This is a genomic window from Arthrobacter sp. V1I7, assembly GCF_030817015.1.
Lineage (GTDB): Bacteria > Actinomycetota > Actinomycetes > Actinomycetales > Micrococcaceae > Arthrobacter.
In genome coordinates this window covers 233,922-253,990 of the sequence record NZ_JAUSYS010000001.1, presented here as the reverse complement: position 1 = coordinate 253,990, position 20,069 = coordinate 233,922, and the positions used below count along the sequence as shown (strand labels likewise).

Here is a 20,069-nt window from a genome sequence, read left to right as displayed (position 1 = left end):
TTCTGAAGCCATTTTCTGAAAGTGTTGACAGGCAGTTGCAGCGCGTATTCAATGGGCGTACACAGCTAATAAAGCTGTGGCTCATTGAAGAGTTGGGGAGATCATGGCAACTACAGCCAAGGCGGTGGCCGAGCGCGCCGGCGTCTCACTGTCCACCGTCTCCCGGGCCTTGGCGGGAGCCGAATACGTGAACCAGCGGACGCGGGACAAGGTCATGGAGGCTGCTGCCTCTCTCGGGTACGCACCCAATTCCGGTGGCCGCAGCTTCAGTGGCGGGTCAACTATCAACATTGGCTTGGCCTTGCCCGATCTGTCGAATCCGTACTTGGTGGGAGTCGCAAAAGCCATCCTGGAGCGCTCCCGCAAGCACGACGTGTCGGTACTCATACTGGATACGGATGAGGATCAGCCCAACGAGTGTGCGATGATCACGCGCCTGGCCGCGCAGGTTGACGGCCTGATTCTCTGTTCACCGCGAATGACTGACGGAGAGCTCGACTCCATCGTGCGGAGTCAGCAAGTTGTCCTCGTCAACAGGGAGCATCCCGGCGCGGCATCCGTCAGCGGAGACCTAAAGGACGGCTACTACCAGGCCGTTGCCCAATTGGCAGCCTTGGGGCATTCCCGGATCGCCTATGCAAGTGGTTGGAGAACTTCCATCTCCGGGTCACAGCGCATGGACGGACTGCTGGCAGCCTCCGGTGATCTCGGAGTAGAAGTTGTTGATGTGGGGAATTTTTCTCCAGATCACGAGGGCGGGCACACCGCGGCGGACCGGGCGATCGCCACAGGTGCCACTGCAACTATTTGCTACAACGACATGATGGCCATCGGCATGATGTCTCGGCTGCAAAGCCGCGGTGTCGCGGTCCCAACTGACATGAGCGTCGTGGGCTGTGACGATGTCGCTTTTGCACAGATGTCCACGCCTTCGCTGACGTCCATCGCCGTTTCACATTTGTCACTCGGCAGAACAGCTGTCGATCTGCTTACTAACCGACTCCAAAATCCCGACGCTGTCCCTTCAGCCGTCAGCTTGCAGGCACGGCTCATCATCCGAGGTTCCATCTCGGCTCCGGGTCAGCCCCGCTAGGCCCGGCCGGCCCAAGCCCAGCAGCCAAGCCCCACCAACTTGCGGACGTCAGGCCGCACGTCGATCGGTCATGCCCAAATCACTCAAAAACGGAGGATACAGTGAAGTTTCCCAAAATAGCTTCTGTCGTCGGAATGACGGTGGCGGCAGCCATCGGCCTCACGGCTTGCGGTTCCGGCGGCGGTGCCGCTGCAGGCCCGGCCGAGTCTGACGGCGGCAACATCCGCGTGCTTCTGTCGCCCCATCAGTGGACCACTGTCATACAGAAGGACCTAGCTGACTTTGAGGCGGACAACAAAGTCAAGGTGGAGGTCACCATCTTGAACGAGGACCAGGTTTCCAACCAGGTCAAGGTGGAGTTCGGGTCGGGCAGCAGTGACACGGACGTCATCATGTACCGCCCGCTGCAGGACCACCGGCAGTTCGTCACCAATGGCTGGTTGATGGACCTTACGGACAAGGTGAAGGCGGACAAGGTCTTCGACTGGGAGGATTTCCAGCCGGCTACCCGTGCAGCCGTCACCGATGAGGAGGGCGTCATCAACGCCGTTCCTGTGGCCACGGCCCGCCAGATGCTCTTCTACCGAAAGGACCTCTTCAAGGCTGCCGGTCTCAGCGTCCCCACCACCTACGACGAACTGATGAACGCGGCCAAGGTGCTCACGAAGGACGAAACGTACGGCATCTGCAGCCGCGGGCAGCGCGCCCAGGCGGTGACGGCGCTGGCCTCCTACATGTACGGCCACGATGCCGACTGGACCAAGGACGGCGAGGTCTACGGTGCGGCTGCCATCGACAGCAAGGAGGCCGTCGAGGCCTACAAGTACTACGGCGACCTGCTCCGCAACTACGGCCCTCCAGGTGTGCTGAACATGTCCTGGGCTGAATGCAGCGCACTCTTCCAGCAGGGCAAAGCCGCCATGTACACCGAAGGTGACGACCGCTGGCCCGAATTCATTGATCCCGCCAAGACCAAGCTGACAGCAGCAGAAGTCGGCTTCGCACCCACCCCCGGTGGCCACCCGAGCAATGTGCCGGCGCAGGCACTGGCCATCAGCGCCAAGTCCAAGCACAGCGGCACGGCCTGGAAGTTCATCCAGTGGGCCACAGGCAAGGAAATGACCACCAAGGCCCAGGGCGAAGGCGTCATGGGTGCCCGCGCGTCGGGCTGGAAGTCAGCTGAAACGGCGAAGAAGTTCCCCCAGGAAGTCATCGACGCCGTTGAATTCGGCGCCAAGAACGGTGTGCCGTACGACCGTCCCCGCCTCATCAAGGTCGGCGAGGCTCGCGACGTCGTCGGCGGCCCCATGGTTGTAGCCATCCAGGGCGGCGACGTTGAAGCAGCAGCCAAGACGGCGGCCAAGGAATTTCAGGCCATGATCGACGTCGAAAAGTCCGAGGCACAAACCAAGTAACTGACGCAGGTGCGGGTGGTGGCCGGCCAGCCCGGCCGCCCGCACCCTGTTCCGCGCCGCCCGGAAGGAAATACAGTGCTCAACTGGATATCAAAGAACATGAAGTGGACGTTTACGGCGCCCGCGCTGGTGCTGACGGCACTGCTCCTCGTGTTCCCCCTGATCTATACGACATGGATGAGTCTCCACAAATGGAGTGGAAGCTCCGTCAAGGCACCCCTCTGGCTGGGCGCGGGAAACTACATCAACCTTTTCACCAACGATCCGCGCTTCGTGGACGCCGTCGGTAGAACTTTGCTGTTCACCGGCGTGACGGTCGCCGCCGAAGTCACGCTTGGCTTCGGCATCGCCCTCATTCTTCGCAAGAGCTTCCGCGGCGAACGCATCGTGCGCACCATCATTCTCTTGCCGCTCGTCGCTACACCCGTGGCGATCTCCATGGCCTGGCTGCTGCTGCTGGAGCCGACCATCGGGCTGGGCAATCAAGTGCTCGGCGCTTTTGGGATCCCCGAACAGGAATTCCTTGGTTCAGCTTCCGGAGCCCTGTGGCTGCTGATGATGATCGACGTCTGGCAATGGACCCCCATGATCGTGCTGATCGCACTGGCGGGGTTGACCTCGCTTCCGGATGATCCCTACCAAGCCGCAGTGGTGGATGGTGCATCGAGCTGGCAGCAGTTCAAGTATCTGACCCTTCCGCTGATGGTCCCGACACTGTTCGCAGGCTTGCTCCTGCGCCTCGTGGACTCCCTCAAAACGTTCGACATCATCTATGTGACCACCAAGGGCGGCCCCGGGAACGCCACGGAAACGCTTAACACCTACGGCTTCATGCAGGCCTTCGAGTACACAAACTTCGGACGCGCCTCAGCCGTCCTCATTATCTTCTTTGCCATCGTCCTGGCGGTCACACTGGTCGTCTCCAAAGTCCGTTCGAAAGTCGGTGACCTGTCTTGACGACCACACGGGATCAGATTCACCCGCCGCGAAGTGACGCGGCGCCCGCCGCGGTTGGTCCGCGGCCAGCAGCGGCCGTGCGCCCGCAGATCGGCTACAAGGCCCGGCGTGCCAGGGCCTCGCTCATCCGGACCGTACTCATCGTCGTGGTCTGCCTGGCCTGCGCTTTTCCACTTGCTTGGATGCTGATTTCGGCTTTCAAATCGAAACTGGACGTCGCAGACCCGGCCAAGGCTCTCCTTTTCAGCCCGACCTTGGAAAATTTCGGGAATGTCCTCAGCGGCGGCAGCTTTCTTCCTGCGTTCGGTAACTCGTTGGTCACAGCGGTCGGATCCACCGCGCTGGCACTCGTCATCGGGCTCCCCGCCGCGTACGCCATTGCCCGGTTCGGAATGAAGCGCGTCGGTGTGATCCTCCTGTTGGTGCGGATGCTGCCTGGCATCTGCTACCTCGTGCCCTGGTACATGATCTTCACCCAGGTAGGCCTGGTAGGCGGCTTCATCCCGCTGATCATCAGCCACCTCCTCATTGCCCTGCCCATGGTGGTCTGGATCATGATCGGCTTCTTTGAATCATCTTCGGTGGAGCTTGAGGAAGCAGCCCAAGTGGACGGCCTCACCCGCCTCGGCGCCTTTATTCACATCGTCATTCCCCTGGCGCGCGGTGGCATTGTCACTGCCGGCCTGCTGGCGTTCATCTTCTCCTGGAACCAGCTGCTCTTTTCCCTGATCCTGGGCGGGTCGCGGACGAAAACGCTTCCGGTGGCCCTGTTCGACTTCATTTCCTACGCCAGCATCGACTGGGGCGGACTGATGGCGGCGGCCACGCTGATGACGCTGCCCATCATCCTGATCTCGATATTCGTACAGAAACACGTGGTGGCCGGCCTGTCCGCGGGCGCCACCAAGGGCTAGCGCTGCACCCCGCCCTCCCCATTCACGCCAAACCCCTCCTGGAGTCCTCAATGACCACCCTCCTGCCCGACCTTGATTCGACAGCCGTCTCCGGTGAGCTCGACAACCTGGCCATCAACACCATTCGAATACTCGCTGTGGACCAGGTCGCCGCTGCCGGCTCCGGCCATTACGGCTTCCCCCTGGGTGCCAGCCCGATGGTCCATACCCTGTTCCACCGGCACATCGTGTCCGATCCGGCAAATCCGGAGTGGGTCAACCGCGACCGCTTTGTATTGTCTGCGGGCCACGGTTCCGCCATGCTTTACGGGGCGCTGCACCTGGCCGGCTTTGACCTTTCCATCGAGGATTTGCGCGGCTTCCGGCAGCTGGGTTCCAGGACCCCCGGGCATCCCGAGCGCGAAGTGACCGCCGGCGTGGACGCAACCACCGGTCCACTCGGCCAGGGTGTGGCCAACGCCGTGGGCATGGCCATGGCAGAAACGATGCTGGCCGCGCAATACAACCAGTCCGGCCGCGACCTCATCAACCACCGAACCTTTGCAGTCGTCTCCGACGGCGACCTCATGGAGGGGATTGCCACTGAGGCGATGGCCTTGGCCGGCCGCCTGCAGCTGGGCAAACTCGTCCTCCTGTACGACGACAATGATGTAGTGATCGATGGGCGGGCCGCCCAGGTCCACGACGCAGCGGCGGTCTGCCAGGCAGCTGCCGCCTACGGCTGGCACGTCACCGGACCGGTCGACGGCGAATCGCCGGAGGCCATCGACGCAGCCATCCGCGAAAGTCTGGCACGCACCGATGCGCCGAGCCTCATCCAGGTCAAGACCGTCATTGGTTTTGGGAGCAGGCTCGCGGACGATCCCTCGTCGCATTCCGGCGCGCCCTCGGCTGACGACATTGATACCATCCGGGAAAACCTGGGCTGGCCCGAGAGTGAGCCGTTCCATGTTCCTGACATCGTGAGGCAGCACTGGCAGGCGTTTGGAGACCGGGGCCGCGCCGCTTTTGAGGACTGGCAGGCAGCAGCCCGCACAGCGGCTGGCGTGGAAATCACCGGCGGCGGGGAACTTGTGATCGACGCGGAGAGCGCGATTCAGGCTCTGGCCGACGTTCCGGTGGCATCAACGCCGGAAGCCGTCCGGGCATCATCAGGTGCTGTGATGGACGTCGTCGCCCGGCATCTGCCCGTTTTGGTCGGCGGATCGGGCGATCTTGCTGCAGCGACCTTCACCGTGGTTCCGGGGAGTCCGGTTTACGGACCGGACAGTCACGATGGCCGCAACATCGCGTTCGGAGTCCGGGAGCACGCCATGGGGGCGATCAGTAACGGCATAGCCCTGCACGGCGGACTGATTCCTTTCGCCAGTACGTTCCTCGTGTTCGCCAGCTACGAGGCCAACGCCCTCCGGATGGCTGCCCTGCAGGGCCTACAGGTCATCCATGTGCTCACTCACGACAGCATCTCCGTGGGCGAAGATGGGCCCACCCACCAGCCCATCGAATCACTGCCCATGCTCCGTGCTACACCTAACACCCTCGTCCTTCGCCCCGCGGACCGGAAGGAGGCTGAACTGGCGTGGGAAATGGCGCTGCTGAATACCACCGGGCCAACTGCCCTCATCCTGTCCCGGATGCCCGTTCCCCAGCTTGACCACTCCGAGCAGCTTGGAGACGCCAGCCGAGGCGGATATGCCTTGCAACCCCGGCCGGATGCCAACATTGTCCTCGCCGCCACTGGAAGCGAAGTCTCGCTGTGCGTAGAAGCGGCCGCCTTGATCCGGGCCCAAGGGTACGAAGTGCAAGTAGTCTCCATTCCTTCCCTCGAGACGTACAGCGAACAGCCGGAAGACTACCGGTCCCGAATCCTGCCGCCCGGCACTCCACGGCTTATTGTGGAGGCGGCCCATCCCCAGTCCTGGGGCCGAATCGCGGGGGACTCGGGCGACATCATCGGCATAAGCACGTTTGGCGCCTCCGGAAAACCGGCCGAGCTGCTTGAGCACTTCGGGTTCACACCCGACGCCGTAGCCTCCCGGGGACTCGCGTTGCTGGCCCGTTTGGGCAGTACTGAAGGCGTGTAGGGACGAATCCCACGGACCGCACATGGGCGCCAGAGTAGGCAATGGTGGGTTGTTCGCCGGCGCGGATCCGCGTCCGCCGGCAATTAGCTTGACATGACACTTGCTTAGCGCTGAGCGCTGGCATTATCAAAAGGAGACACATACATGGCCAACTGGTCTATCCGTTAGGTTCCGCTGCGGACGGCAGCTGGGACGTGTCCATTGGCACTGCCGACTCCGCGCTCACCGTGGACGGCTGGGCACACACAGGGCTGAAGATGACCACACTGGCCGCCGGCGGCGCCGTCGACCTGCCCGCCGCCGGTGAGGAGCGCATCATAGTCCCGCTCAACCGATCCTTCACGGTGACGGTGGCGGGCCAGAAGTACCCTCTGGCGGGCAGGAACAGCGTTTTCAGCGGACCGAGTGGTGTGTTGTACACGGGAACAGACACCGCCGTGACTACCAGTTCTGTCGACGGGGGCCGGGTAGCGGTTGCTACCGCCCCCCGCGAAGTCCTCATTCCCCAGCCGGCTGATCACGGCGGCAGAGATCCCAGTGGAGCTCCGCGGCGCAGGCAACTGCTCACGCCAGGTCCACAACTTCGGCACCCCGGCAGCCCTCGAAGCCGACCGCTTCATCGTTTGCGAGGTCCTTACACCGGCGGGGAACTGGTCGTCCTATCCGCCGCACAAGCACGACGAGGAAAAGGACGGCGAAACCAGCCTCGAAGAGATCTACTACTTCGAAACCCGTATTGCCCCGGGGACGCCGGTAGGAACCGTCGGAGACGCGATCGGCTACCAGCGTGTCTACGCCTCAGATGAGCGCCCGATCGACGTGGCGGCCGAGGTGCGCAGCGGCGACGTCGTGCTGGTCCCCTACGGCTGGCACGGCCCCGGCCCCGTCCGCGACTGGCTGATCAGCGACGACCCGCACCACGGCTGGATCCGCCAGACCTGGGCAGGACAGGACGTAGACCCCGCCTCCCCTTCGGCGATTGACCTCGGCTGGCAGCGCGGCGACCAGCATGCGCGGCGAATTTGGGCTCGTCCTTGGTGGAGCGGGTGATGAGGCCCCTTCGCGACGCCCTCATCGATGATGTCCGCGTTCAGGGTGGGCAGGTAAAGCGAGGCGATGGACTGCGCCAGCTGGAAGACGACGACGGCGAGCAACAGCCGCCGCTGCGGCCGCAGGTATTCGACGAGCAGTTTCCAGAGCCTCCGTACTCCCAGCCACGTGTCCCGCACAGTGATTCGAACGCCAGTTTACGTCCGCGAGCTGTCAGCGTTTGATGGGAGTCTGCCGTGGAGCCGGAGCATCCCGAGCCCCGCCTCCACCTGCTCTTGCCAGTCCAGAAGGGTGGTGCTATAAACGCCCTATCGGCCCGTTCGAACCCGCCGAAACCATCCCCGTCAGGATCTACAAGGAGGCCGGTAGAGGTTACCGACACCAGTTCACGGCCTATAACGATCCGGGACGGGATGCAGCGTCGCTGAGGCTGCCTGGGGGCCGAAGCCCTCAGGGAACCCCGCCGCCTAAGGGCGAGCAGCATCAGCACCTTCAGCGGCCTCCGGCATCCCACCCACGCGGGGATTTCCGGCAGCGACAGCGGCCGGGAGTTCCATCACCGACGCTGCAACGGGGATCAGCAGCTGGCATCCGGAGCCATTCATCCGGCTGTTGACGGGATTCCGGTGGACCACGCCACCATCATTGCCTACGCCGCCGGCTACATCGCGGTAATTTTTGGCGCTTTTCTCTTATACCTGCCGATTCTTATCGGCTTTGGCCTGCTCCTGCTCCTGGTCGGTACGGTCAAGCTTGTCATCCTCCTCCTCAAGGTCGTGACGGTCGGGTTGTACCGGTCTCTGGTCAGGCTGTTCAGAACCTCAACTGGTGGCCTGCACCGCGGACCGGGCGGCGAGGGGCTGGTTCCGCGCTGAGCGAGGCCCGGGCGGTCGAAGCTGCGCGAGGAGATTTCCGAAACCAAGCCTCTGTGACAGGCCTCCCAGCTCCGGTGAATTTGAGTTGGTGACCCGCACGTAGCTAGGACATGCCCATTGCGGGACATACGGTTCAGGAAGCCCCTCCCCGTTGATCGGAAGATCCTGAACGCTATGACCACTGCCGGGCCGCGGCAGCCGCCGCCGCGGAGTGCCGGCCGTGCCGTTCTGGTGCGCGCTGGCCACCGCCCTTGTCTTCGTCGCCGCCGTCACGGCCGCCGTCGTCCGCACCGGTCCGGTCCCCTGGACGGACTTCCTGGCCTCCGTGGAGAGCCCGTTCTCGCCGCCCCGGCCCCCGCAGCCCCGGGTGCGCGCCGGGGCAGTGCGGCCGTGCCGATGTGTGGTCGGATGCTGCACGTTCGCGGCGCCTTTAGGTATGTGGAATCGCCCCGGCCGAAGCAGGGTCCGGGGCGGCTGCAGCGTGTTCAGCCGGTGGCGGTTGTCAGTGATGCGCGGCGCGGTTGATCGCCACGGTCTCGTCCAGGGACGGTGCTTCCGTGAGTGAGCCGAGGTGCTCCATCAGTCGATCGCGGGTGATAGGCGCCTTGTCCTTCTCCGCCGCGGCGAGAGCCTGGCCGAGCTGCCGAGTTCGAACGCCAATTGATCTCCGAGCGCACAGTTCGATACACCTTGAATGAAGCATTTGAGCGCCGGAACGCAACACGCAACTGCTTTCCCGGGTGCCACGATCGGCAAGATCGCCCGCAAGATCAGGGCTGCATTGGGAGCAGCTTTATCGGATTGCAGCCCATGGAGCGGCTCGGTGGCGTCGTCCTCGGCCATCGCCCTGCCAGCGCTGTGAGCAAGGCGGTCAGGGCCGGCTATGGCCGGAGATGAGCTTTCATTCCGCTTGAAGAGTTGGCCACGCCGTGAAGGTCTAGGCTGGCGCGGCTTGCCGGTTCCTGCCTTGGTAGAGGCGGCGGTAGCTTGAGGGTGTGGTGTTGAGTTTGCGGGTGAAGTGGAGCCGGAAATTTGCTGTCGTTCCCAGACCGGTCCTGGAGGCAACCGCCTGCACCGTCAGGTCAGTGGTTTCCAGGAGCCGGCATGCTTCGGCTATGCGTTGATCGTTCAGCCACCTCAAAGGTGTCATTCCTGCTTCGGCCGTAAATTTCCGAGTGAAGCTCCTGGGTGCCCAGCCGGCGTGGGCGGCCATCTCGATCACTGTGAGCGGTTCAGCCAGGTTCTGCCTGGCCCAGGCGCAGGTGTCGGCGAAGAGGGCCAAGGGTGCGGCGACCGCACGTTCCATGAACTGGACTTGGCCCCCTTCCCGGTGCGGGGCCGCTACCATCCGTCGTGCAATGCTGTTAGCTGCCTCGGTTCCATAGTCCTTGCGGACCAGGTGCAGACATAGGTCTATGCCTGCCGCGACCCCGGCGCTGGTGCTGACGCGGCCTTGGTCTATGTACAGGACGTCTGCGTCGACGGCGACGCCCGGGTACAGGGTTTGAAGGCGTTCGGCGTTTCTCCAATGGGTGGTTGCCCGCTTGCCGTCCAAGAGACCTGCAGCAGCGAGAGCGAAGGCGCCTGTGCACACCGACACCACGCGGGCTCCGTTGGCCGCTGCCTGACGCAGAGCCTCGCAGACCTCGGCGGGCGGATCGTTGAGCGGTGCGTAGCCGGGCACCACGACAGTATCCGCGGACAGAAGGGCGTCCAGGCCATCGAGGGCGTGGATGGAATACCCGGAGGTCGTCGGCACCAGGCCAGGCTGGGCTGCGCAGACCCGGAAGGAGTACCGTCCCCGTTCATCCTCGTGGCCGAAAACCTGCGCTGGAATGGCAAGGTCGAAAGCGACCACATCCGGTAGTGCCAGCGCGACGACTCGGTGCATAGGGCCACTGTACTCACTAAGGCACCAGGTATGCAGAATCCTTTCCATACAGGGCATTTTTGCCGTGCACTTCCGCTGCCCGTGAATGACAGCATGGGCGCATGACACTCTTTCCGGCGGGGCAGGACATGACGGCTACCACTCCCACGAGCCCCACATCCAAGGGCCCGGCCCGTCCGCCCGGCCCTGATCCCTCGCAAAAGGGACACCTCGGTTGGCTGGTGGCCGGCTCGTTGGTTACCGGGGTCCTCGCTGCAATTCTGCTGGCCGGCGCCCCGATCGTTCCTGCAACTGAAAGCGGCGTGACCGGTGCCATCCTGTTGGGGCTTGCGCTGGGATGGGCCCTGGTGGCTGTGTTGTCGGTGAGGTTCACGGATCAACCACAGAGGTGGGCCCTGGCTCCAGCGCTTTTCATGGGCCTGGGCGGTTTCCTTCTGGTGGCGTTCGGCTCCCCAATGCAGGAGGCGCTCACCTGGGTGTGGCCCGCCGCCTTGCTGGTGTTAGTGGTTTGGATGGTCGTCAGGGCTCATCGCCAGCTTCATAGCCGGAGCGGGCGCGTGCTGCTCTACCCAGTGATCGCGATGCTGGTTCTGTCGTCATTGGGCGCCGGTTTCGAAACCCTCCGCGGAGCGGCGGACGCAGCGGCCTCCCCAGTGCAGGGCCAGTTGATCGACGTCGGCGGACACCGCCTGTACCTGAACTGCACCGGATCAGGCAGTCCAACCGTCGTGCTCGAACCGGGCGCGGGCCTGATGTCGTCTGACCTCGGATGGATAGCGCCGGCCGTGGCCCCTGACACGCGGGTTTGCGTCTACGACCGGGCAGGTCATGGGTGGAGCGATCCGGCGAACACCGTGCAGGACGGCGCGCAGATCGCGACCGACCTCCACACCCTGCTGCAGCGCGGAAACGTTCCGGGACCTTATGTGCTGGCGGGACATTCGTTCGGCGGCCTCTACGCACTCGCTTTCGCTGCCAGCTATCCCGAAGACCTAGCCGGCTTGGTTTTGGTGGACTCGACCGCCCCGGCAGCGCACCCGGAATCAGCACAGCTCACTGACACGGACTCCGATGACACGGCGAGCCGTGTTTCCGCACTGGTCGCAGGTGCATCTCGACTAGGTGTCGGCCGGCTGCTCGGTGTGACACCCGGCGACCTCCGGAGCACGATAGACGAGTACATCCAAGCGGGCTCCTCGTCGCAGCAAGCCGCCGCTCTAAGGAGCTCCAGCGACAAGCCACTGGTCGTCCTGACGGCAGGCAGTGGGAGCCAGCCCGGCTGGGACGATTCGCAGGAAGCCCTTGCCGCACTCTCGACCAACAGCCTGCACCGCGTCATCGACGGGGCGACGCATGCGTCATTAATCACCAATCAAGAGGACGCGGCCGCGACCGCTCGGGGGATCCTCGACGTCGTCTCCGCCGTGCGGGCCGCAAGCCCGCTCATCCCGTAGGACGGAGGAGCCCGTGACTCCCTCGTCGAGGGAAAGCGACACCTTGTGACGACAAACTCCAACCCACAGGGGGCCTCGCATGCGCCCTACGGATTACACAAGGAGGACCGAGATGTGCAAGGCCAAACGACTGCATGGCCGGCAATGAACGAATCCGGCATACGCCAACAATTGGACCGTACCCACTATGTTCTAGAATTCGAAGACAGCTTCGACGAACCTAAGCTGGACGCCACGAAATGGATACCGAGTTATCTTCCGCAGTGGAGTAGTACCGAACGCGCAGGAGCCAGGTATCACCTCGATTCCGGAATGCTGGCCTTGGTGATTGAGGAGGACCAACCTCCATGGTCCCCCGAACACGATGGTGGTTTGCGCGTTTCCAACTTTCAGACGGGGGTCTTTTCGGGGCCGCTGGGGAGCTATAGGCCAGCACAAGTTCACGTCCGGTCTCAGGGTCTCCGAGGTCCAGACTGAACAGCGTCTCTACACCCCTCACTACGGACTCGTAGAGGCCCGCATTGCTGCCATTGCTGACCCCGCTTGTATGGTGGCTCTGTGGATGATCGGCTTTGAAGACGTGCCAGAACGCTCGGCAGAAATATGCGTCTTTGAGATATTCGGCTCGGATGTCAGCTCTGACACTGCGATAAGCGGAATGGGGATACATCCGTTCGCCGACCCCTTTCTGCGCGACGAGTTCCTGAGAATCCGGCTGGATGCGGATGTAACCGAGTTTCACACCTATAGTGCGGACTGGACTCCGGAAGGTGTCAGCTTTTACTTCGACGACCAGTTCGTCGCCAGGGTCGAACAGTCCCCAAATTACCCGATGCAGCTCATGCTCAATGTCTACGAGTTCGAAGGGAAATCCACCTTCCCGTACCCCAAAGAGTTCTTTGTCGACTGGGTTCGCGGTTACCGACGGCCAGACTCAGACGAGGCCCACTGGATATGAGCGGTCATCTACACCTGGGGCCAGGACGCCGTCGAGAGCGAGGAGCGGCTGGCCCTTGTCCACGAACTGACCTGCATCCGGCAGGGGCATTATTCGGTAAGTGAGAGCGCAGGAACGGCCCCGGGCCGCCTCTTGTGCCGCTCGTCCGAGGCCCCTAACGTGAAGGCGTTCCCGGTTCCGGAAATCCACTCACGAAAGGCTGCCCCATGGAAGACACCACCAGCTTCCTGCCCGCAACGGCGATTGTCACCGGTTCGGATTCCGGCATAGGCCGCGCCACGGCGGTGGCGCTGGCCAAGTCCGGTCTGGACGTCGGAGTGACCTGGCATTCCGATCAGCAGGGCGCGGAAGACACAGCGGACGAGGTCCGCGGAGTGGGTCGTCAGGCCGTGGTGCGGCGCCTGGACACCACCGATGTCCGCGGAGCCGCGGCCACCATCGACGCGCTCGCGGACGAACTGGGTGGAGTGGACGTCTTCGTGAACAACGCCGGCACCGGCGACGGCGTGAACTTCCTGGATCTCGACCTTGAGACCTGGATGCGGACCCTCGATACCAACCTCAACGGCGCCTTCATCTGCCTGCAGGCCGCGGCCCGGCGCATGGTCAAGCAGGGCCGGGGCGGACGGATCATTGCCGTCACCAGCGTCCATGAGTTCCAGCCGCGGGTCGGTTCCGCGGCCTATGACGCGTCCAAGCACGGCCTGGGCGGGCTGATCAAAACCATGGCCCTGGAGCTCGCGGAGTACGGCATTACCGCCAACAACGTGGCCCCCGGCGAGATCGCCACCCCCATGACCGGGCAGACGGACCAGGATCCGACGCGGACCGATCGGCCGGGCGTCCCCCTGGGAAGGCCGGGAGACGCCCGGGAGGTCGCCGCCGTCATCGAGTTCCTTGCCTCTCCCGCCTCCAGCTATGTCACAGGTGCTTCGTGGGCCGTAGACGGCGGAATGTTGCAGATGGGCCCGCAGGCCGGTTCGCACATCACCGGACACGATTGGCGGAAGGGTTAGGTCGCCCAACCGCGGTATTCGCCCTCCCCCGACGTGCCTTTCCCGGCCGAAGCAATCCTCCGAAAAGCTTTCCGCGAGGGGTGGCGCCCGCACCGAACTAGGAGCAAGATAAGGAAACCGGTTCCAAACGCTCAATGCGGACACCGGAAAGCCGTGTACGGACGCAGACTGTGTCCGCTCCACGCCCCTAATCCGGGCGTATCGAGGCTGCTGGGGCTTCGGAATACCTCCCAGCTCACGTGCAGGAGACGCCGCAGTTATTGGAATAGGCCTGATATCCCGGAACTAGTGCCCGGAGCGCGGGAGTGCGCTCCACTGGGCAGTTCCGGTCCCGGGCTTTTCCAGGGAGTCACCGTGATCCGCATACTGATTGCCGAAGACGAAGAGCGTATCTCCCGGTTCATCGAAAAGGGATTGCGAGCGGCCGGCTATGCCCCGACGGTCGTCGCGGATGGCGTTAAAGCCGTGGACTACGCGTCCAGCGGCGACTTCGATCTCCTGCTCCTCGACGTCGGGCTCCCCCGTCTGGACGGCTTCACGGTCCTGGCTACGCTGCGCCAGGCGCACGTGGCGATCCCGGTCATTTTCCTGACAGCCCGGACCTCGGCCGCGGACACCGTGGCGGCGCTGGAAGGCGGCGCGGACGACTACATGGTCAAGCCGTTCCGCTTCGAGGAACTCGTGGCCCGGATCCGGGCCCGGCTTCGCCCAGGGGAGAACGGCGATCCGCCGGCGGGCAACGTCCTCCGCTACGGCGCACTGGAACTGAACCTGCACAGCCGCACGGTGAGCATCGGGGACAAAACCGTGGAACTCTCAGCCCGCGAATTCGCGCTGGTCGAGATGTTCCTGCTCCACCCGGGGCAGGTCCTGAGCCGGCAACAGCTCCTCAGCCGGGTGTGGGGCTACGACTTTGACGGCACATCCAACGTCGTGGATGTGTATGTGCGCCAACTGCGGATGAAGCTTGGCGCAGACCACATCGTCACCACCCGCGGCGCCGGATACCGCCTGGGCTAGGAAGGATATGCCGTGACCGCCACCCTTAGCCGACTGCGTGAAAGCGCCAGGGCCGCGCGGGCCACACCGCCTGCTCCTCCCCCCGGCGGCAACCTGGACAAGCAGGGGTGGAGCGCCAGGGCACACTCGGTGCGCTTCCGCGTGGTGGCGGCCATGCTGCTCATGATGCTCGCAGGCCTGGTGGTTGCGGGACTCATCAGTTTCGCTGTCCAGTTCCAGGATTCCGACGCCCGGGTGGACCAGGCCCTCCTGGACAAGGCCCACGCCGTGGTTAAACTGGTGCCGAGCAAGGACCGGTCGGAGCGGGAAGCCCTCGAGCGCGGGCTCCACGAGGCTGCCGAGGACATCGAACCGCGCAGCAACGAGGTGATGGCCGGCATCACCGACGGCAAGGTCAAGTGGACGGTCGACGGCAGCTCCGAAGAGAACCTCCTCAACGAGGACAGGCACCCCGCAGCCGTGGCCCTGACCGGTGCTCCCGACGCCGCGTTCGGTGACTTCGCCGCCCAAGGGCGGCCCTTCCGGGCCGTCGTCGTGCCGGTGAAGGGGGCGCCCGGCCCGGTGACCTATCTGTTGGTCGGGCGGGACACCGGGGACCTTCAGGAACAGCTCGTGTCCTCAATCCACACCTACGTCCTGGTGGCCGCCGGTACACTGCTCGCCGCCGCCATCCTCGGGGGCACGGTGGCCGGCAGGCTGCTATACCCCTTGCGCCGTCTCCGCGAAGCCACCCAGGTAGTCAGCCCGGAGGACATGACCAAGCGGGTGGAGGTCCGTAACGGCGCGGACGACGTCACGCTGCTCATGAAAACCTTTAACACCATGCTGGAAAGACTCGACGAGGGCGCGCAGGAGCAACAGAAGTTCCTCGACGACGCCGGCCATGAGCTGCGGACTCCGCTGACGATTCTGCGCGGACACCTCGAACTCGTGTCCGTGGACGACCCCGCCGACGTGACGGCCACGCGGGACATGCTCCTCGAAGAGGTGGACCGGATGCAGCGGCTCGTGGACGACCTGCTCCTGCTGGCCAACGCCGGGCGTCCCGATTTCCTCAGGAAGCAGCCGGTCCGGTTCCCCGAATTCCTGCATCAGGTGATGGAGAAGGTCCACGTCCTCGCGGACCGCCATTGGCAGCTGGACGAGACGGCCGATTCGGTGCTGGATGCCGACCCGCAGCGGCTCACCCAGGCCCTCGTCCAACTGGCGGCCAACGCGGTCAAATACACCGGGCCGTCCTCCACGATCGCCCTCGGCAGCCGGGTAGAGCGCTCGACGGCGCCGGACGGCTCGCCGCTGCCGGGTTCGGACACCCTGCTGCTGTGGGTGCGGGACACCGGAACCGGGATCGCTGCGGAGGACCAGCGGCGGATCTTCGAGCGGTTCGGCCGGGCCCACCCCGGCCGCGGACAGGAGGGATCCGGGCTGGGCCTGGCAATCGTCTCCGCCATCGCCGAAACGCACGGCGGGACCGCCGGCGTCGAATCCGAATACGGCGAAGGGTCCCGCTTTATGATCCGGATCCCGCTGCAGTCAGTCGGCGCACGGCTCTGAACTGTCCCGCCCGTTTGATGAAAAATCATTAATCTTCCCCTCATCGATTCCTCACGCTGCGGCCGCAGGCTGTAGCTAAGAAGAATCGGGGAGGATGACCGTGCAGCCACTGCGGATAGTGCTTTACTCACATGATTCCGTGGGCTTAGGCCATGTGCGACGCAACCTGGTGCTGGCCCACGCGCTCGCCAACCAGCTCCCGGGGCTGACCGGCCGCCCCGTCACCGGCATCCTCATCACCGGCACCTCGCATGCCCCCGGGTTCCCGGCCCCGGAGGGCTGGGACTGGGTGCTGCTGCCCGGCGTCGGGAAAAGTCCCGAGGGCTACCTGCCCCGGAACCTCAGCCTGCCCATGGCCGAGCTCGTGTCCCTGCGCTCACGGCTATTGCACGGGGTGCTGGCCGGCTTCCGCCCCGACCTGGTGATTGTGGACCGTCATGCCACCGGAGTGCACCGGGAACTGGAAAGCGCCCTCCGGCACGCCCGCGCCGACAGCCCCGTGCGCGTCGTGCTGGGCCTGCGCGAAGTCCTCGACGCCCCGGAGCCCGCCTTCAGCGAATGGGCCCGCTTCGGCGGAGCCCGGGTGGTCAAGTCGCTCTTCGACGCGATCTGGGTCTACGGCGACCCTGCCATCCACGACCCGGTGGCGTCCGGCGAGATCCCGTTCTCGCTGCGCAAGCTCATCCGGTACACCGGGTATCTGGCCGCCGGGCGTCCTTCGGTCTCCGGCACCAGCCGGATGGACGGCCCCTACGTGATGACCACGGTGGGCGGCGGCTCTGACGGCCACGCCCTGGCGCGGCTCGCCGTCGCGGCGCCGGTTCCCGCCGGGCTGGGCCACCTGGTTGTGGCTGGCCCCCAGATGCCCGCCGAGGCGTTCCAGGACCTCATCCGCCACGCCCGCCCCGGGGTCAAGGTGGTCCCGGCCCTGGACGACGTCGTCTTCCATCTCCGTCACGCGGCCGCTGTAGTCGCAATGGGCGGGTACAATACGGTCTGCGAGATCATGAGCACCAGTGTCCCCGCCCTCATTGTCCCCCGCACCGAGTCGCGGGCCGAGCAGCGCATCCGGGCCAGCTCCCTCGCCGAGGCCGGCTATCTGGAACAGCACGAGATCGGCACGCTGACGCCGGAGATTCTGGCTGGCTGGCTGGCCTCGCGGCTCGGCACAACGGTGGACCGGCGGCGGGCGGTCCTGGACGGGCTGATCCGCGTTCCGCAGTTGGCCGCCGGGCTGCTGCAGACCGCCGTCGCCGCCGGCGTCGCGGCGGACGAAGCGGAGACCAACGTCGTCGAGGTGCCCGCAGCGGCGAAGGGAAGTGCCGCCCGTGTTGCCGTCTGAGCCGGGGACGGCCTACGTCCTCAAGATGTATCCGCGCTTCTCCGAGACGTTCATCGTTTCGGAGATCCTGGCCCGCGAAGCCGCCGGAGACCGGATCGAGATCTTCTCCCTCCGTCCGACCACAGATTCCCGGTTCCATTCGGAACTCGCCCGGGTCCAGGCGCCGGTCACCTACATTGACCGGCCCATCAAAACTGTGGCCCTGTGGGAGTGCCTCCAAACGGCCGTCGCAGCCGGACTCGCGCCCGCCCTGGGCCGGAACCTTGGCGACCTCGCCGCCGCCGCCGCGGACGACGCCGTCCAGGCCATCAACCTGGCCACGGTCCTGCAGGGCCGGAACATCCGGCATATGCACGTCCACTTCGCCTCCGGTGCCACCACGGTGGCGCGGCTGGCATCTGCCATCGCCGGCATCCCGTTTTCCTTCACCGCGCACGCGGTGGACATCTTCCATGAGTCTGTCCGCGACGACGACCTCCAGCTGAAGCTCGAACAGGCCCACCATGCCGTGACCATCAGCCGCTTTAACCTGCGCTACCTGCGCCGCCGCTTCCCCGCCTCCACGTCCCGGCTGCATCTGGTGCGAAACGGGCTGGAGCTGGAGCGATTCCCGTACCGGGATCCGCGCCCGCCCGGAACCACGCTGCGCATCGCCGCCGTGGGGCGCCTGGTGGAGAAGAAGGGGTTCCAGCATTTGCTGCCGGCCGCCGCCGAGCTCCTGGAACGCGGCGTCAAGCTGGAGCTGCGCATCGCCGGAACGGGCATGCTGGCCGAGGAGCTGGAGGCGGGCATCGGGCAGCTCCGGCTCCAGGACAACGTCCATCTGCTCGGGCCGCAGACCCAGGATCAGATCCACGAACTGCTCGACTCCGCCGATGTCTTCGTTGCCCCCTGCGTCGTCGGCGCCGACGGCAACGCGGACGGCATGCCCACCGTGCTGCTGGAAGCCATGGCCACGGGAGTCCCCTGCGTCAGCACGTCGGTCACCGGGATTCCGGAAGCAATCCGCAACGGCTCCACCGGGATCCTCGTCCGGCCCGCAAATCCCCATGCGCTGGTCGGGGCCGTCCGTACCCTCGCTTCGCCCGGCACCGACCGGGTGGCCCTGGCCCGCAATGCCCGCGCCCTGGTCGAGGAGGACTACGACGTCCACCGCCAGGCCGAACTCCTCAGGTCCCTCTCCCGCCCGGAGAGGCAAGTCGCATGACACGCGTGGCCTATCTTTGCGCAGACCCGGGAGTGCCGGTTTTCGGCACCAAGGGCTCCTCGGTCCACGTCCAGGAGATTGTCCGGGCGTGGCGCGGCACCGGCGCCGACGTCACGGTCTACTGCGCCCGCCGCGGCACGGACCGGCCCGCCGATCTTGCCGATCTCGACGTCGTGGAGGTCCCTCCGAACTCGGCCCCGGCCGGTGCCGCCCGCGAGCAGGCCATCGAGAACGCCGCGCTGGCCCTGGTGGATGAAGTGCTCCACCGCGGCTGTGGCCTGGTTTACGAACGCTATTCGCTGTTCAGTCCGGCCCTGTCCGTGCTTGCGCCCGTGCTGGATATCCCGTCGGTGCTGGAAGTCAACGCCCCACTGATCGAGGAGCAGCAGCGGTACCGCCAGCTGGTGGACGTCAAGAAAGCCGAAACCGTGCTGCGGCGCAACGCCGGAACCGCCGACGTCGTCGCCTGCGTCTCAGAACCCGTGGTCCGCTGGGTGCGGGAGCGGCTGCCGGCCGCGCGGACGGTATTGGTGCCGAACGGCGTCAACGTCCACCGGATCACCGCCCGGCAGCCAGGCCGGCGCAACCCGGACCACCTCACCGTGGCCTTTGTCGGCACGCTGAAGCCGTGGCACGGGGTGCCCGGCCTGCTGCACGGGGGTCGCCCTGGCCAATGCGCTGACACCGGACCCCGCATGCCGCTGGCGGGTCCTGGTGATCGGGGACGGCCCCGGCCGCGAGGACCTCGAACGGCTTGCCGCAACACTCGGCGTGGAGGCCGAATTCACCGGCGCGGTGCCGCCCGACGCCGTGTCCGGGCTCCTGGACCGCGCCGACGCCGCCGCCGCACCCTACCCGGCCGGCGTCGTGGGCCAGGACGATTACTTCTCTCCGCTCAAGGTCTACGAATACATGGCGGCCGCGCTGCCCATCATCGCGAGCGCCGTGGGCCAGATCCCGTCCATCCTGGAGCCTGGGCGCACCGGGATCCTGGTGCCGCCCGGGGAGCCGGCAGCGGTGGCCGAGGCCCTCACCCGGCTCGCAGCGGATCCCGCCCTACGCGAACGGCTTGGCTCGTCCGCCCGCGCGGACGCCGCGCAGCGTTTTAGCTGGGACGGCGTGCTCGCGCGCATCACCCGTTCGCTGCCTCCTGTCCGGAGGGTCGTCGCCTAATGAGCACAGCGGCCAAGCATTCACCATCGCGGAGCTGGCGGACCTTCTGGCGAAGGCCCGCCGCCA

The 20,069-nt window shown here is 65.3% G+C and carries 16 protein-coding genes and 2 pseudogenes; 17 read left to right on the top strand and 1 reads right to left on the bottom strand.

The window, feature by feature from the left end:
- Window positions 1–103: 103 nt before the first annotated feature.
- From QFZ69_RS01120 to QFZ69_RS01090, 8 genes and pseudogenes are all read left to right on the top strand, one after another.
- The gene (locus QFZ69_RS01120) at window positions 104–1,093 is read left to right on the top strand and encodes a LacI family DNA-binding transcriptional regulator (protein WP_306914996.1); all 990 of its coding nucleotides are present in this window, start codon (window positions 104–106) and stop codon (window positions 1,091–1,093) included.
- Window positions 1,094–1,194: 101 nt separating this feature from the next.
- Window positions 1,195–2,508: a sugar ABC transporter substrate-binding protein gene (locus tag QFZ69_RS01115; RefSeq protein ID WP_306914994.1), complete on the top strand. Its 1,314-nt coding sequence runs from the start codon at window positions 1,195–1,197 to the stop codon at window positions 2,506–2,508.
- A 75-nt stretch (window positions 2,509–2,583) separates the two neighbouring features.
- Window positions 2,584–3,465 (top strand): carbohydrate ABC transporter permease, encoded by an 882-nt coding sequence (locus QFZ69_RS01110; RefSeq protein WP_306914992.1) that lies wholly within the window; start codon window positions 2,584–2,586, stop codon window positions 3,463–3,465.
- 77 nt (window positions 3,466–3,542) lie between these two features.
- A complete protein-coding gene (locus QFZ69_RS01105; RefSeq protein WP_306914990.1) occupies window positions 3,543–4,379 on the top strand; it encodes a carbohydrate ABC transporter permease in 837 nt (278 codons plus the stop codon).
- Between the two features lie 50 nt (window positions 4,380–4,429).
- Window positions 4,430–6,463, top strand: a complete 2,034-nt coding sequence (gene tkt / locus QFZ69_RS01100) for a transketolase (RefSeq protein ID WP_306914988.1) — start codon at window positions 4,430–4,432, stop codon at window positions 6,461–6,463.
- 257 nt (window positions 6,464–6,720) lie between these two features.
- Window positions 6,721–6,897: pseudogene (locus QFZ69_RS23205) on the top strand (5-deoxy-glucuronate isomerase); the annotation flags it as partial.
- Between the two features lie 103 nt (window positions 6,898–7,000).
- Entirely contained in the window at window positions 7,001–7,513 is a 513-nt protein-coding gene (locus QFZ69_RS23200) for a 5-deoxy-glucuronate isomerase (protein WP_373461923.1), read from the top strand.
- Window positions 7,514–8,139: 626 nt separating this feature from the next.
- Window positions 8,140–8,388 carry a hypothetical protein gene (locus QFZ69_RS01090; protein WP_306914986.1) on the top strand — a complete coding sequence of 83 codons (249 nt, stop codon included), beginning with the start codon at window positions 8,140–8,142 and terminating at the stop codon, window positions 8,386–8,388.
- Window positions 8,389–9,325: 937 nt separating this feature from the next.
- Here the strand turns inward: QFZ69_RS01090 and QFZ69_RS01085 are convergent.
- Window positions 9,326–10,279, bottom strand: a complete 954-nt coding sequence (locus QFZ69_RS01085; RefSeq protein ID WP_306914984.1) for a GlxA family transcriptional regulator — start codon at window positions 10,277–10,279, stop codon at window positions 9,326–9,328.
- A 101-nt stretch (window positions 10,280–10,380) separates the two neighbouring features.
- On the opposite strand from QFZ69_RS01085, the gene QFZ69_RS01080 reads away from it, so the two are divergent.
- The 9 genes and pseudogenes from QFZ69_RS01080 (at window position 10,381) to QFZ69_RS01040 (ending at window position 20,003) form a co-directional block, all read left to right on the top strand.
- Entirely contained in the window at window positions 10,381–11,733 is a 1,353-nt protein-coding gene (locus QFZ69_RS01080) for an alpha/beta fold hydrolase (protein WP_306914982.1), read from the top strand.
- A 364-nt stretch (window positions 11,734–12,097) separates the two neighbouring features.
- Entirely contained in the window at window positions 12,098–12,691 is a 594-nt protein-coding gene (locus tag QFZ69_RS01075; protein ID WP_306919554.1) for a glycoside hydrolase family 16 protein, read from the top strand.
- A gap of 206 nt (window positions 12,692–12,897) precedes the next feature.
- Window positions 12,898–13,707, top strand: a complete 810-nt coding sequence (locus QFZ69_RS01070) for an SDR family oxidoreductase (protein ID WP_306914981.1) — start codon at window positions 12,898–12,900, stop codon at window positions 13,705–13,707.
- Window positions 13,708–14,061: 354 nt separating this feature from the next.
- Complete coding sequence (locus tag QFZ69_RS01065; protein WP_306914980.1) at window positions 14,062–14,727, top strand: response regulator transcription factor; 666 nt, start codon at window positions 14,062–14,064, stop codon at window positions 14,725–14,727.
- A gap of 12 nt (window positions 14,728–14,739) precedes the next feature.
- Window positions 14,740–16,281: a cell wall metabolism sensor histidine kinase WalK gene (locus QFZ69_RS01060; RefSeq protein ID WP_306914979.1), complete on the top strand. Its 1,542-nt coding sequence runs from the start codon at window positions 14,740–14,742 to the stop codon at window positions 16,279–16,281.
- A gap of 94 nt (window positions 16,282–16,375) precedes the next feature.
- Entirely contained in the window at window positions 16,376–17,623 is a 1,248-nt protein-coding gene (locus QFZ69_RS01055; protein WP_306914978.1) for a glycosyltransferase family protein, read from the top strand.
- Entirely contained in the window at window positions 17,610–18,830 is a 1,221-nt protein-coding gene (locus QFZ69_RS01050; protein ID WP_306914977.1) for a glycosyltransferase, read from the top strand. The genes QFZ69_RS01055 and QFZ69_RS01050 overlap by 14 nt, the downstream gene beginning before the upstream one ends.
- Window positions 18,827–19,327: pseudogene (locus QFZ69_RS01045) on the top strand (glycosyltransferase); the annotation flags it as partial. The gene QFZ69_RS01050 and the pseudogene QFZ69_RS01045, both read left to right, overlap by 4 nt.
- A 217-nt stretch (window positions 19,328–19,544) precedes the next feature.
- On the top strand, window positions 19,545–20,003 hold the full coding sequence (locus QFZ69_RS01040; RefSeq protein WP_306999862.1) for a glycosyltransferase: 459 nt from the start codon (window positions 19,545–19,547) through the stop codon (window positions 20,001–20,003).
- The last annotated feature ends 66 nt before the right edge of the window (window positions 20,004–20,069 follow it).

Bases quoted from the DNA above. Each gene is read 5' to 3' on its own strand.
- QFZ69_RS01120 (WP_306914996.1), top strand. From the start codon at position 104: ATGGCAACTACAGCCAAGGCGGTGGCCGAGCGCGCCGGCGTCTCACTG.
- tkt (WP_306914988.1), top strand. From the start codon at position 4,430: ATGACCACCCTCCTGCCCGACCTTGATTCGACAGCCGTCTCCGGTGAG.
- QFZ69_RS01085 (WP_306914984.1), bottom strand. From the start codon at position 10,279: ATGCACCGAGTCGTCGCGCTGGCACTACCGGATGTGGTCGCTTTCGAC.
- QFZ69_RS01080 (WP_306914982.1), top strand. From the start codon at position 10,381: ATGACACTCTTTCCGGCGGGGCAGGACATGACGGCTACCACTCCCACG.
- QFZ69_RS01075 (WP_306919554.1), top strand. From the start codon at position 12,098: ATGGTGGTTTGCGCGTTTCCAACTTTCAGACGGGGGTCTTTTCGGGGC.
- QFZ69_RS01070 (WP_306914981.1), top strand. From the start codon at position 12,898: ATGGAAGACACCACCAGCTTCCTGCCCGCAACGGCGATTGTCACCGGT.
- QFZ69_RS01055 (WP_306914978.1), top strand. From the start codon at position 16,376: ATGACCGTGCAGCCACTGCGGATAGTGCTTTACTCACATGATTCCGTG.